The organism is Streptomyces sp. NPDC057854, assembly GCF_042797055.1.
Taxonomy (GTDB): Bacteria; Actinomycetota; Actinomycetes; order Streptomycetales; family Streptomycetaceae; genus Streptomyces.
On sequence record NZ_JBHVMF010000010.1, the window covers coordinates 206,386 to 219,651 of the forward strand.

9 protein-coding genes and 1 tRNA gene are annotated in these 13,266 nt (G+C 72.0%); 8 read left to right on the forward strand and 2 right to left on the reverse strand.

Annotated elements, in window-relative coordinates; genetic code table 11:
• The first annotated feature begins 56 nt into the window (after positions 1–56).
• The 3 genes from pepN (at position 57) to ACFVQZ_RS17160 (ending at position 5,466) form a co-directional block, all read left to right on the forward strand.
• On the forward strand, positions 57–2,543 hold the full coding sequence (gene pepN / locus ACFVQZ_RS17150; RefSeq protein WP_383623306.1) for an aminopeptidase N: 2,487 nt from the start codon (positions 57–59) through the stop codon (positions 2,541–2,543).
• A gap of 128 nt (positions 2,544–2,671) precedes the next feature.
• Entirely contained in the window at positions 2,672–4,057 is a 1,386-nt protein-coding gene (locus tag ACFVQZ_RS17155) for an aspartate aminotransferase family protein (RefSeq protein WP_030492913.1), read from the forward strand.
• Entirely contained in the window at positions 4,054–5,466 is a 1,413-nt protein-coding gene (locus tag ACFVQZ_RS17160) for a SidA/IucD/PvdA family monooxygenase (protein ID WP_030492912.1), read from the forward strand. The genes ACFVQZ_RS17155 and ACFVQZ_RS17160 overlap by 4 nt, the downstream gene beginning before the upstream one ends.
• Positions 5,467–5,469: 3 nt before the next feature.
• Here ACFVQZ_RS17160 and ACFVQZ_RS17165 read toward each other — a convergent pair whose 3' ends face one another.
• Positions 5,470–7,269, reverse strand: coding sequence for a bifunctional metallophosphatase/5'-nucleotidase (locus ACFVQZ_RS17165; protein WP_383623310.1), 1,800 nt, complete (start codon positions 7,267–7,269; stop codon positions 5,470–5,472).
• A gap of 148 nt (positions 7,270–7,417) precedes the next feature.
• Between ACFVQZ_RS17165 and ACFVQZ_RS17170 the strand changes: the two genes are divergently transcribed.
• The 4 genes from ACFVQZ_RS17170 (at position 7,418) to ACFVQZ_RS17185 (ending at position 12,241) form a co-directional block, all read left to right on the forward strand.
• On the forward strand, positions 7,418–8,101 hold the full coding sequence (locus tag ACFVQZ_RS17170) for an SIMPL domain-containing protein (RefSeq protein ID WP_383623313.1): 684 nt from the start codon (positions 7,418–7,420) through the stop codon (positions 8,099–8,101).
• A gap of 147 nt (positions 8,102–8,248) precedes the next feature.
• Complete coding sequence (gene pyk / locus ACFVQZ_RS17175; RefSeq protein WP_030492909.1) at positions 8,249–9,676, forward strand: pyruvate kinase; 1,428 nt, start codon at positions 8,249–8,251, stop codon at positions 9,674–9,676.
• A gap of 296 nt (positions 9,677–9,972) precedes the next feature.
• Positions 9,973–11,487, forward strand: coding sequence for an NCS1 family nucleobase:cation symporter-1 (locus tag ACFVQZ_RS17180; RefSeq protein WP_030492908.1), 1,515 nt, complete (start codon positions 9,973–9,975; stop codon positions 11,485–11,487).
• A gap of 25 nt (positions 11,488–11,512) precedes the next feature.
• Positions 11,513–12,241 (forward strand): aspartate/glutamate racemase family protein, encoded by a 729-nt coding sequence (locus ACFVQZ_RS17185; RefSeq protein WP_383623318.1) that lies wholly within the window; start codon positions 11,513–11,515, stop codon positions 12,239–12,241.
• Between the two features lie 112 nt (positions 12,242–12,353).
• Here ACFVQZ_RS17185 and ACFVQZ_RS17190 read toward each other — a convergent pair.
• Positions 12,354–12,426: transfer RNA gene (locus ACFVQZ_RS17190), tRNA-Leu, on the reverse strand.
• A gap of 116 nt (positions 12,427–12,542) precedes the next feature.
• Here ACFVQZ_RS17190 and ACFVQZ_RS17195 point away from each other — a divergent pair.
• Positions 12,543–13,196, forward strand: coding sequence for an ANTAR domain-containing response regulator (locus tag ACFVQZ_RS17195; RefSeq protein ID WP_383623321.1), 654 nt, complete (start codon positions 12,543–12,545; stop codon positions 13,194–13,196).
• Positions 13,197–13,266: the final 70 nt, after the last annotated feature.

Below are 13,266 nucleotides of genomic sequence, written 5' to 3' on the forward strand. Positions count from 1 at the left end.
GCCCGCTTCCGCACCACCCCTGCCCGCCGACCGGGCGATCGGGCAGCATAGGGCCCATGTCCGTACTGACGCGCGACGAAGCGCAGACCCGTGCCCAGATGCTCGACGTCCACCACTACGCGGTGGACCTCGACCTCACCGGCGGCGACGAGACCTTCGGGTCCACCAGCCGCATCCGCTTCACCGCCCGCGCCGCCGGGGACACCTTCGTCGAGATCAAGCCGGACACCCTGCACTCCGTCACCCTCGACGGAAAGCCCCTCGACCCCGCGGCCCTCCACGAGAACCGCGTCCCGCTCGCCCTCACCGCCGGCGAGCACGAGCTCACCGTCACCGCCACCATGCGCTACTCGCACACCGGCGAGGGCATGCACCGCTTCCTCGACCCCACCGACGGCGAGTCCTACGTCTACACCCAGCTCTTCATGGAGGACGTCCAGCGCGTCTTCGCCGCCTTCGACCAGCCCGACCTCAAGGCCGTCTTCGACGTCGCCGTCACCGCCCCCGAGGGCTGGACCGTCCTCTCCAACGGCATCACCGAGCACCAGGGGAACGGCCGCTGGACCGCCGCCACCACCCCGCCGCTCTCCACCTACTTCGTCTGCGTCGCCGCCGGCCCCTGGCACTCCGTCCGCACCGAGCACGCCGGGCTGCCCTTCGGCCTCCACTGCCGCCGCTCCCTCGCGCCGTACCTCGACGCCGACGCCGACGAGATCCTCGCCGTCACCACGGCGTGCTACGACCGCTACCACGAGAAGTTCGACGAGCCCTACCCCTTCGACTCCTACGACCAGGCGTTCGTCCCCGAGTTCAACGCCGGCGCCATGGAGAACCCCGGCCTCGTCACCTTCCGCGACGAGTTCGTCTTCCGCTCCGCCGTCACCGCCACCGAGCGGATGACCCGCGCCATGGTCATCGCCCACGAGATGGCCCACATGTGGTTCGGCGACCTCGTCACCCTCCGCTGGTGGGACGACATCTGGCTGAACGAGTCCTTCGCCGAGTACATGGGCTACCAGACCGTCAACGAAGCCTGCTCCGACCTCTTCGCCGACACCTGGATCGACTTCGGCGTCGCCCGCAAGGCCTGGGGGTACGACGCCGACCAGCGCCCCTCCACCCACCCCGTCGCCCCCGACCCCGAGGCCGTCCCCGACACCGCCTCCGCCCTCCTCAACTTCGACGGCATCTCCTACGCCAAGGGCGCCTCCGCCCTCCGCCAGCTCGTCGCCTGGCTCGGCGAGACCGACTTCCTCGCCGGCCTCAACATCCACTTCAAGCGCCACAAGTTCGGCAACGCCACCCTCGCCGACTTCATCGACAACCTCGCCGCCGCCACCGACCGCGACGTCCACACCTGGGCCGAACAGTGGCTCCGCACTACCGGCGCCGACACCCTCACCCCCCGCCTCACCGGCGAGGGCAACCGCTGGGAGCTCGCCGTCGACCGCGCCGGCAGCCGCCCCCACCGCATCCGGGCCGGCCTCTACGACCGCCGCCCCGACGGCGAACTCTCCCTGCGCGAGCACCTCCTCCTCGACGTCCCCCAGCAGGAGCCCGCCCGCCTCACCGGCCCCCGCCCCGACCTCGTCGTCCTCAACGACGGCGACCTCAGCTACGCCAAGCTCCGCTTCGACGAGGTCTCCGAGGAGTCCGCCCTCCGCGGCCTCTCCCGCATCCCCGACCCGCTCACCCGGGCCGTGGTGTGGAACGCCCTGCGCGACATGGTCCGCGACGGCGAACTGGCCCCCGCCGACTACCTGGAGATCGCCCGCGCCCACCTCCCCGAGGAGTCCGAACTCGCCATCGTCCAGGGCGTCCTCGCCTTCGCCCGGCAGCAGATCGCCGACCGGTACGTCCCCGCCGGGGACCGCCCCGCCGCCCTCGCCGCCGTCCGCGAGATCGCCCGCTCCTTCCTCCGCCGCACCGAGGACGGCGAGGAACCCGGCCTGCGCCTCACCGCCGTCCGCGCCCTGATCGACAGCGCCACCACCCCCGACCAGATCGCCAGCTGGCTCGACGAGGGCACCGTCCACGGCGGCCCCGAACTCGACCCCGAGCTCCGCTGGCGGATCCTCGCCCGGCTCGCCGTCCTCGGCGCCACCGACGAGGCCGCCATCGCCGCCGAACTGGCCCGCGACCCCAGCGCCACCGGCCAGGAAGGCGCCGCCCGCTGCCGCGCCGCCCTCCCCGACCCGGCCGCCAAGGCCACCGCCTGGGCCGCCATGTTCGACTCCGACGACCTGTCGAACTACCTGTTCACCGCCACCGCCCTCGGCTTCTGGCAGCCCGAACAGGCCGACCTCCTCCAGGAGTACGTGGAGCGCTTCTACGACGCCGCCATCGCCCTCGGCGACCGCCGCGGCCCCGCCATGGCCGAGGCCGCCGGCCGCCACGCCTTCCCCGCGTACGCGATCGACGCCGACGCCCTCGCCCTCGGCGAACGCCGGCTCGCCGACGGCACCATGATCCCCGCCCTCCACCGCAAGCTCGTCGACCAGCTCGACGACCTCGCCCGCGCCCTCCGCGTCCGCGCGAGCTGACCCCGCCCGGCCCGGCGCGCACCCCACCGCGCCGGGCCCCGGCAGCACGCAAGCCGCACGTCCCCCGTTCGGGTCACGTCACCGCGGACGCCGGACACGGCCCCGCACCCCCCGGCACGCTGTCGTCCATGCGTGCCGCACCCCCGCCACCCCTCGCCGCCCAGCCCACCCCGCTCAGCAGGCTCCTCGGCATCGCCCTGGACGCCCTGCGCACCGGCGCCGACGAACGCGGCGGCCCGCTCCCGGCCGGCGGACCCGCGGCCGTCACCGCACGCGTCCGCGCCACCCTCGGCGACGTCCTCCCCGAGACCGGCACCGGACAGGACGAGGCCCTGCGCACCCTCGTCCACCTCGTCGCCGCCGGCGCCGCCGACCCCGCCCACCCGCTGTGCGCCGCCCACCTCCACACCCCGCCGCTCGCCCTCGCCGCCGCCGCCGACCTCGCCGCGAGCGCCCTCAACCCGTCGATGGACTCCTGGGACCAGGCCCCCGCCGCCTCCGCCCTGGAGACCGAGGTCACCGCCGCCCTCGCCGCCGAGGTCTTCCCCCGCGCGACCCGCCCCGACGCGCTCGTCACCACCGGCGGCACCGAGTCCAACCAGCTCGCCCTCCTCCTCGCCCGCGAACGCCACGGCCCCCGCCTCACCACCGTCACCGGCGCCAACGCCCACCACTCCGTCCGCCGCGCCGCCTGGCTCCTCGGCCTCCCCGAACCCGTCACCGTCCCCACCCCGCGCGGCGTCCTCGACCCCGAGACGGTGGCCGCCACCCTCGCCCGCCTCGACGGACCCGTCCTCCTCACCGCCACCGCCGGCACGACCGACGAGGGCCTGATCGACCCGCTGCCCGCACTCGCCGACGTCTGCGCCGCCCACCGCGCCGACCTCCACACCGACGCGGCCTACGGCGGCCCGCTCCTCCTCAGCCGCACCCACCGGCACCTCCTCGCCGGCCTGGACCGGGCCCGCACCGTCACCCTCGACCTGCACAAACTCGGCTGGCAGCCGGTCGCCGCCGGCCTCCTCGCCGTCCGCGACCCCGCCGACCTCGCCGCCCTCGGCCACACCGCCGCCTACCTCAACGCCGGCGACGACACCGACGCCGGCCTCCCCGACCTCCTCGGCCGCTCCCCGCGCACCACCCGCCGCCCCGACGTGCTCAAGGCCGCCGTCACCCTCCGCGCCCTCGGCCGCACCGGCCTCGGCACCCTCGTCGACCTCTGCATGGAACGCGCCCAGGACCTCGCCGACCTGGTGGAGAAGTCCCCCGGCCTGGAACTGCGGGACCGGCCCGTCCTCACCACCGTCCTGCTGCGCCCCGCCGGAGCCGACGACGCCCGGGTCGCCCGGATCCGCCGCACCCTCCTGACCGGCGGCCAGGCCGTCCTCGGCCGCGCCGAGGCGGACGGCCGGCTCTGGCTCAAGGCCACCCTCCTCAATCCCCACACCACCCCCGACGACCTGGCCCAGCTCATCTCCCTCGTGGAACTCGCGGAAGGCGACACCGACCGATGACCGGCAGCACCCCCCAGCAGGACCTCGACCGCCCGCACGACCTGGTGGGCGTCGGCATCGGCCCGTTCAACCTCTCGCTCGCCGCCCTCGCCCACGGCGTCCCCGGCGGACTTGCCGCCACCTTCTTCGAGCAGCGCCCCGCCTTCCACTGGCACCCCGGTCTCCTCATCGACGGCGCCACCCTCCAGGTCCCCTTCCTGGCCGACCTGGTGACCCTCGCCGACCCCGCCAGCCCCTGGTCCTTCCTCAGCTACCTCCGCAGCCGCGAACGCCTCTTCCCCTTCTACTTCGCCGAGAAGTTCCACATCCAGCGCGCCGAGTACGACGCCTACTGCCGCTGGGTCAGCGAGCGGCTGCCCGGACTCCACTTCGGCCACCAGGTCGACTCCGTCCGCTGGAACCCCGAACGCAAGCTGTTCGAGGTCGACTTCACCCAGCTCGACCCCGACGGCGAGGCCGCCGCCCTCGGCCGCGCCTACACCCGCAACGTGGTCCTCGGCGTCGGCACCGAGCCGTACGTCCCCGAACCGCTGCGCCCGCTCGCCGACGCCCCCGGCGTCCCCGTCTTCCACTCCGCCGACTACCTGACCCACCGCGAGGCGCTGCTGCGCGCCGGGCACGTCACCGTCATCGGCTCCGGCCAGTCCGGCGCCGAGGTCTTCCTCGACCTGCTCCGGGCCCGGCCGGCCGGCGCCGAGCGGATCAGCTGGCTCGCCCGCACCGAGGCGTTCGCGCCGATGGAGTACTCGAAGCTGGGCCTGGAGCACTTCACGCCCGACTACACCCGCTACTTCCACGCCCTGCCCGAGCCGGTCCGGGGTGAACTGGTGCCCCGGCAGTGGCAGTTGCACAAGGGCATCGACGCGGAGACCATCGCCGCCATCCACGACGAGCTGTACCGCCGCACCCTGCACGGCGGCTGGCCGGACGCCGTCCTCACCCCCGGCGTCCGGGTCCGCACGGCGGGCCGGGTCGCCACCACGCAGGTCGAACTGCACCTGGAGCACGTTCAGCAGGGCAGCCGCTCCCGCCTCACCACGGACGCCGTGGTCCTCGCCACCGGCTACCGCGAGCGCCCGGTCGACCGGATGCTCGCCGGCCTCGACCCGTACCTGCGGCACGACTCGGCGGGCCGGGCGCGGATCGACGAGCGGTACCGGCTGGTCCTCGACCCGTCGGTGACCGGCTCCGTGTACGTGCAGAACGCGGAGCGCCACACGCACGGCGTGGGCGCCCCCGACCTGGGTCTCGCCGCCTGGCGCAGCGCGGTGATCCTCAACGCGGTCACCGGGAAGGAGCCGTACCCGCTGCCGCGCCGGACCGCCTTCACCAGCTTCGGCCTGGACGCGCGAGAGGCGCCGAGCATCCCGTCCCAGGAACGGAAGCTGACGCCTCTCGTGGAGCACTGAGGTCTAGAGGACCGGGACGCCGTCCCGGGTCAGCTTCCAGTCCACCGACGCGAACTGCGCGGGGTCGACCGTGCCCTTGGCCTGCACCCACTGGATGATCGTGTTGCGGATCTCGTCGGAGTTCGCCCACAGCTGCTCGGCCTTGGCGACGTGCGGGAACGCGCCGCCGCCGCTGGCGCGGTAGTTGTTGACGGCGAGGACGAACTTCGCGGCCGGGTCGAGCGGCTTGCCCTCGAAGGTCAGGCCGGTGATCCGCTGCCCCACCGGCTTGGCGATGTCGATCTCGTAGGCGAGCCCGTACACGGCGTCGTAGTTGTAGTCCGGGGTGTTGTCCGCGTTGGTGAGCTTCGCGGTGTCGACGGGGGCGCCCGCCGGCGTCTGGACGTAGTACTTCGCCGAGTACTCCAGGTACTCCTTCAGCTGGGCGCCCGTCATCAGGCGGGCCTCCAGGGTGTTCTCGAAGGGGTAGAGCCCGGCGGCGTCCTTGATGGTGATCTCGCCGGCCGGGATGCGGGCGGTCCGGGAGAAGCAGGACGCCTGGGAGAGCACCGGCAGGGCGGCGTGCGGGCCGCCGGCCAGCGCCGCCTTCACCGTCTCGGCCTGGACGACGTTGATCAGGTCGATGATCGGCTCGTCCTTCCACGGCGCGTCGGCCGTGGTCATGGCGGTGGTGGAGGTGCCGATGACGGTGTTGACGTACGCCACGACCTTCCGGTGCTCGTCGGCGAGCAGGCCGGTGATCTCCGGGTCCTCCTCCACGGTGTTGGAGTTGAGGACCTGGGCGGCGACCTTCTCCACCGTCCAGCGGCCCTTCTCCCACACCAGGTCGAAGTCGAAGAGGGTGAGGCGCTGGCCCCACTTCAGCGGCTCGGAGAGGACGACCTCCTTGCCGGTCTCCTTGTTCGCGATCCGGTACTCGGGGATCTCGGTGTGGGCGTGGCCGACGAGGATCGCGTCGATGCCGGGGACCTGCTCGGCGACGAGGCCGGCGGCGTTCTCGACGTGGGGGAGCTGGTCACCCCAGGAGGACGTGCCGCTGGAGCCGGAGTGCGCGGAGACGACCACGACGTCGGCGCCCATCGAGCGCAGCTTCGGCACCCACTTCGCGGCCTGCTCCTCCAGGCCGGGGAAGACCATCTTGCCGGTGACGTTGGCCTTGTCCCAGATGGCGATGCCGGGGTTGGTCAGGCCGAGCACCGCGACCCGGACGTCCTTGCCGTGCGGGGTGCGCAGCCGGTGGATGCTGTACGGGGGGAAGGCGGGGCGCAGCGTCCTCGCGTCGAGCGCGTTGGCGCCGAGCAGCGGGAAGTCGCACTGCTCCTCGAACTTCCGCAGCACGGGGATGCCGTAGTTGAACTCGTGGTTGCCGAGCGCGGCGGCGTCGTAGCCGATGGCGTTCATGGCCTGGGCCATGGGGTGGACCGGGCCGCCGGCCTGCGTGATCGGGTCGATCTTGGCGTAGTAGTACGAGAGCTGGGTGCCCTGGATGGTGTCGCCGGCGTCGATGAGGAGGGTGTTGCGGCGGCCTCGCTCGGCGCGGACGCGGTTCACCAGGGTGGAGATCTTGGCGAGGCCGACGTCGTTGTGGGCCTTGTCGTCGAACTCCTTGTCCGTGAAGTAGTCCCAGTTGAAGACGTTGCCGTGCAGGTCGGTGGTGCCCATGACGGTGAAGGAGTACCGCTTGGCCGGCTTGGGCCGGCGTTCCTGGGCCGCGGCGGCGGGGGCGGCGGTCCCGGCGGTGAGGGCGGCCCCGGCTCCGAGGGCGGCGGAGCTCTCCAGGAAGGTCCGGCGGTTCAGCGGCATGTGTGTACTCCTCGGTGTCCGTGGCGCTGTCGCAGGTGCACAACGCGCGTAGATTCTGGCTCAGACGCCCCTGCCGGAACAGCTCTTTCGGGTTACGGAGTGGGAAAGTGTTCGTATGCCACCGATTCCCGGACCGGAGGAGCCCGCCGTGACGCACACCCACCCCACCCCCCAGGCGCCGCAGGTGACGGTCCGGGGCGAGGGCCGCCTCGACGTCGAGCCCGAACTGGCCCGGTTCTGGCTCGTCGTCTCCGCCCGGGGCACCGACCGCGCCGCCGTCCTCGCCGACCTCACCCGCCGCAACGCGGAGGTCCTCGACCTCATCAGGGCGCGCGGGGAGGCGGTGCGGAAGCTGGAGACCGGAGGCTTCTCGATCGCCCCCGAGCAGTCCCGCCGGCAGCGCGGCGAGCAGGTCCGCGCCTACCGGGGACAGGTCCGGATCACGGTCGAGCTGACCGACTTCACGGTCCTCGGCGAACTGGTGCCGGCCCTCGCGGACCGGGACCAGACGGAGGTGGACGGGCCGTGGTGGGAGCTGCGCCCGGACTCGGAGGCGTACGCCGAGGCCCGCCGGCTCGCGGTGGCGGAGGCCGTGCGGCGGGCCCGGGCCTACGCGGAGGCGCTGGGCACCTCGCTCGGCTCACTCCTCGAACTGTCGGACGCCGGACTGCCGGAGGCGGGCGTGCCGAGGGGCGGCGGCTTCCATCCGCTGGCCGTCGGGTACGCGGCGGAGGAGGCGGGCGCGGCCCCCTCGCTGGACCTCGCGCCGCAGCGCCGGACGGTCACCGCCGAGGTCGTCGCACGCTTCACGATGCTGCCGCCCGCACTCTGAGACGACGGCTCCCGGGGCGCGGAAAACGCTCATCGGAGCACTCCGGCGCACAGATTCAAGTCTTGTCAACAACGTTTCATGGAAAGGTTGTTGAGTAGTCATGCCGGACCCACCGGCTACTGATGGGTAAGGCCCTAGGCTCGCCTCATGCGCCGAGCGAAAATCGTCTGCACCCTGGGACCCGCCACCGCGACATACGACCAGATCAAGGCATTGGTCGAGGCCGGCATGGACGTGGCCCGCCTCAACCTCAGCCACGGCACCTACGCCGAGCACGAGGAGCGGTACCAGCGGGTCCGCAAGGCGGCCGACGAGACCGGCCGCAGCGTCGGCGTCCTCGCCGACCTTCAAGGCCCGAAGATCCGCCTCGGCCGCTTTCGCGAGGGACCCGTACTCCTTGAACGCGGCGACGCGTTCACCCTCACCGTCGAACCCCGGGAGGGCGACCGCGAGGGCTGCGGCACCACCTACACCGGCCTCGCCGGCGACGTCACCGCCGGGGAGCGCATCCTCGTCGACGACGGCCGGGTCACCCTGGAGGTCGTCTCCGTCGACGGCCCCCGCGTGCACACCCGGGTCGTCGAGGGCGGCATGGTCTCCGACCACAAGGGCCTCAACCTGCCGGGCGTCGCCGTCTCCGTCCCCGCCCTCTCCGAGAAGGACGTCGAGGACCTCCGCTGGGCGCTGCGCACCGGCGCCGACGTCATCGCCCTCTCCTTCGTCCGCTCCGCCCGGGACATCGAGGACGTCCACCGGATCATGGACGAGGAGGGCCGCCGCCTCCCGGTCATCGCCAAGATCGAGAAGCCGCAGGCGGTCGAGAACATCGACGAGATCGTCGCCGCCTTCGACGGCATCATGGTCGCCCGCGGCGACCTGGGCGTCGAGATGCCGCTGGAGCAGGTCCCGATCGTCCAGAAGCGCGCCGTCAAGCTCGCCAAGCGGAACGCCAAGCCGGTCATCGTCGCCACCCAGATGCTCGACTCGATGATCGACAACTCCCGCCCCACCCGCGCCGAGGCGTCCGACGTGGCCAACGCCGTCATCGACGGCACGGACGCGGTGATGCTCTCCGGCGAGACCAGCGTCGGCCGCTTCCCGGTCGAGACCGTCCGCACCATGAGCCGGATCGTGGAGGCCGCCGAGGAGGACGTCCTCGCCAAGGGGCTGCCGCCGCTGACCGAGCGGAACAAGCCGCGCACCCAGGGCGGCGCGGTCGCCCGGGCCGCCGCCGAGATGGGCGACTTCCTCGGCGCGAAGTTCCTCGTCGCCTTCACCCAGTCCGGCGACACCGTGCGGCGGCTCTCGCGCTACCGCTCGCCGATCCCGCTGCTGGCGTTCACCCCGGACCCGGCGACCCGCTCGCAGCTCAACCTGACGTGGGGCGTCGAGACCTTCCTCGGCCCGCACGTCGAGTCCACGGACGCGATGGTCGCCCAGGTGGACGAGGAACTGCTGCGGATCGGACGCTGCGCGAAGGGCGACGTCGTGGTGATCACGGCCGGTTCCCCGCCTGGTGTTTCGGGCTCGACGAACCTGGTCCGGGTGCACCGCATCGGAGACCCGCTCGGCTGACCCGCGGCGACCTGCGACCGCGACGGTATACCAAAAAGGACCCCGCCACCAGACCTCGGTGGCGGGGTCCTCTCGTGCGTCCGCACAAGCCGGAAGTGGCGGCTCTGGAGCTCTTGACGGGTCCTCCGGGCGAAAACTACGTTCTGTCCGGCGGAAGGAAACTTCCACTTCACGGAAACCCCTGCCGCCCGTCACCTCCACCGGCCGCCCCGGAACCCCGTCCCGCGCCGCACCCCCGTCGCAGCGCACCCCCACGGTCACCCCGCCGCGGCCCCGAGAACACGCGAGGGCCCCAGATGACTGCCGTGGACGCCACCCGGCCCACCGGACCCGGAAACGACACCGGGAACCCCGACGCTCCCGACACCGCAACCGCCAGCTCCGTCCTCTACACCTACGACCTCGCCCCCACCAAGAAGGAAGGCCGGCGCTGGGGCGCCTACAACGTCTTCACCCTCTGGGCCAACGACGTCCACAGCCTCGGCAACTACGCCTTCGCCATCGGCCTCTTCGCCCTCGGCCTCAACGTCTGGGGCATCCTCGCCGCCTTCGTCCTCGCCTCCGTCCTCCTCTTCCTCCTGCTCACCCTCTCCGGCTTCATGGGCCACAAGACCGGCGTCCCCTTCCCGGTCATGAGCCGCATCGCCTTCGGCATCCGCGGCGCCAAGATCCCCGCCGCCGTCCGCGGCATCGTCGCCATCGCCTGGTTCGGCATCCAGACCTACCTCGCCTCCACCGTCCTCGGCGCCCTCCTCCTCGCCCTGTTCCCCGGCCTGCGCACCCTCGACGACACCTCCTTCCTCGGCCAGTCCGCCCTCGGCTGGATCACCTTCCTCGCCCTCTGGGCCGTCCAGCTCGTCATCGTCAGCTACGGCATGCAGATGATCCGCCGCTACATGGCCTTCGCCGCCCCCACCACCCTGATCACCATGTGCGCCCTCGCGATCTGGATGTTCGTCCGCGCCGGCGGCACCATCTCCTTCTCCACCGACACCCCGCTCACCGGCGGCGAGATGTGGCTCCAGATCCTCCAGGCCGCCGCCCTCTGGGTCGTCATCTACGGCACCTTCGTCCTGAACTTCTGCGACTTCACCCGCTCCGCCAAGAGCCGCGCCTCCATCGTCCGAGGCAACGTCATCGGCATCCCCGTGAACATGCTGTTCTTCGCCGTCATCGTCGTCGCCCTCAGCGGCGCCCAGTTCACCCTCGACGGCCGCGTCATCACCAGCCCCACCGACATCGTCCGCACCATCCCCAACATGGCGCTCCTGGTGATCGCCTCACTGGCGCTCATCGCCCTCACCGTCGCGGTCAACCTGCTGGCCAACTTCGTCGCACCGATCTACGCCCTCATCGACCTCTTCCCCCGCAAGCTGAACTTCCGCCGCGCGGGCGTCGTCAGCGCCGTCATCGGCCTGCTCATCCTGCCCTGGAACCTCTACAACAGCCCCGTCGTCGTCAACTACTTCCTCGGCGGACTCGGCGCCCTCCTCGGCCCCCTCTTCGGCGTGATCATGGCCGACTACTGGCTGCTGCGAAAGTCCCAGGTCAACGTCCCCGACCTCTACACCGAGGACCCCGCCGGCGAATACCACTACCGCCACGGCTTCAACCCGCGCGCCGTCGCCGCCTTCGTCCCCAGCGCCGCCATCGCCGTCGCCGTCGCCCTGCTCCCCGCCTTCCACGCCGTCGCCGGCTTCTCCTGGTTCGTCGGCGCGATCCTCGGCGCCGCCGTGTACGCCGTGATCGCGGACCGCACGACCCCCCTCAGGGACGTCGACGGCGAGGCCATCGCCGTCGCCGCCGAATGAACCCCCTCCCACCGAAAGTCACCCGATGCGCATCCTCGTAGCCAACGTCAACACCACGACCTCGATCACCGAAGCCATCGGCAAACAGGCCGCCGCCGCGGCCTCGCCCGGCACCGAGATCATCCCCCTCACCCCCGCCTTCGGCGCCGAATCCGTCGAAGGCAACTACGAGAGCTACCTCGCCGCCGTCGCCGTCATGGAGACCGTCCGCGCCCACCCCGAACCCTTCGACGCCGTCATCCAGGCCGGCTACGGAGAACACGGCCGCGAAGGACTCCAGGAACTCCTCGACGTCCCCGTCGTCGACATCACCGAAGCCGCCGCCACCACCGCGATGTACCTCGGCCGCAGCTACTCCGTCGTCACCACCCTCGACCGCACCGTCCCGCTCATCGAGGAACGCCTCCACATCGCCGGCCTCGCCGCCCGCTGCGCCTCGGTCCGCGCCAGCGGCCTGCCCGTCCTCGCCCTGGAGGAGGACGAGGAGACCACCGTCGAGGCCATCGTCGAACAGGCCGTCCGCGCCGTCGAGGACGACCGCGCCGAAGTGATCTGCCTGGGCTGCGGCGGCATGGCCGGCCTCGCCGAACGCGTCGTCGCCCGCACCGGCGTCCCCGTCGTCGACGGCGTCAGCGCCGCCGTCACCATCGCCGAATCCCTGGTACGCCTCGGCCTCACCACGTCCAAGATCCGCACCTACGCGCCACCCCGCCCGAAGACGATCCTCAACTGGCCCCCGGCCCCCGGTGCGTGAGGTCCCGCCGTGGAGAGGCCCGGCCGACGACGGCCGGGCCCGCGGTACGGCTCCTCGTCCGGAGCGCCCCGCGGGCGCCCGGATGTCTCATTCCTAGGAATCAAAGGTAATGTGCCCCGGGTGGGATTCGAACCCACGCTGGATGGTGTTTGAGACCACTGCCTCTACCGCTGGGCTACCGGGGCTCCCTTTGAAACAAAGGCCGATGATCACCCGCCGTGCCCCTACCTTACAGGAGGTAGGTAGGCTCATGGGGAGCTGTATCCGCCTCCGGAACGAGGCCATCGAACGAGGAGCCCGCGTGACCGCCCCCGAGTCGCCCCAGCCCGCCGAGGACGCCGAGGCGTCCCACGTCCCGCCGCTGACCACCCGCGTCGTCATCGCCGAGGACGAGGCCCTCATCCGTCTCGATCTCAAAGAGATGCTGGAGGAGGAGGGCTACACGGTCGTCGGCGAGGCGGGCGACGGCGAGGCCGCCATCGAGCTGGCCCGTGAGCACCGCCCCGACCTGGTCATCCTCGACGTGAAGATGCCCAAGCTCGACGGCATCTCCGCCGCCGAGAAGATCGCCGGCGAGTCCATCGCCCCGGTCCTCATGCTCACCGCCTTCTCCCAGCGCGACCTCGTCGAGCGCGCCCGCGACGCCGGCGCCATGGCGTACCTGGTCAAGCCGTTCAGCAAGAGCGACGTCGTCCCGGCCATCGAGATGGCGGTGTCCCGCTTCGCCGAGCTGCGCGCCCTGGAGAAGGAGGTCGCCGACCTCAGCCAGCGGCTGGAGACCCGCAAGCTGGTCGACCGCGCCAAGTCGATCCTGCAGACCCAGTACGGCCTCACCGAGCCGGCCGCCTTCCGCTGGATCCAGAAGACCTCCATGGATCGCCGCATGTCCATGCAGCAGGTCGCCGAGGCCGTCATCGAGGACGCCGAGGAGAAGAAGGCGGCGAAGGGGCAGTAGCCCGGAGCCGTACACGGCAGGAGGCCCGCCCCGCGTCGACGCGGGGCGGGCCTCCTCTTCGTGTGCGAAC

What these genes read in the sequence shown, in the direction of transcription:
- ACFVQZ_RS17160 (WP_030492912.1), top strand. Translation starts at nt 4,054, where the DNA reads ATGACCGGCAGCACCCCCCAGCAGGACCTCGACCGCCCGCACGACCTG.
- ACFVQZ_RS17155 (WP_030492913.1), top strand. Translation starts at nt 2,672, where the DNA reads ATGCGTGCCGCACCCCCGCCACCCCTCGCCGCCCAGCCCACCCCGCTC.
- pyk (WP_030492909.1), top strand. Translation starts at nt 8,249, where the DNA reads ATGCGCCGAGCGAAAATCGTCTGCACCCTGGGACCCGCCACCGCGACA.
- ACFVQZ_RS17180 (WP_030492908.1), top strand. Translation starts at nt 9,973, where the DNA reads ATGACTGCCGTGGACGCCACCCGGCCCACCGGACCCGGAAACGACACC.
- pepN (WP_383623306.1), top strand. Translation starts at nt 57, where the DNA reads ATGTCCGTACTGACGCGCGACGAAGCGCAGACCCGTGCCCAGATGCTC.
- ACFVQZ_RS17185 (WP_383623318.1), top strand. Translation starts at nt 11,513, where the DNA reads ATGCGCATCCTCGTAGCCAACGTCAACACCACGACCTCGATCACCGAA.
- ACFVQZ_RS17165 (WP_383623310.1), bottom strand. Translation starts at nt 7,269, where the DNA reads ATGCCGCTGAACCGCCGGACCTTCCTGGAGAGCTCCGCCGCCCTCGGA.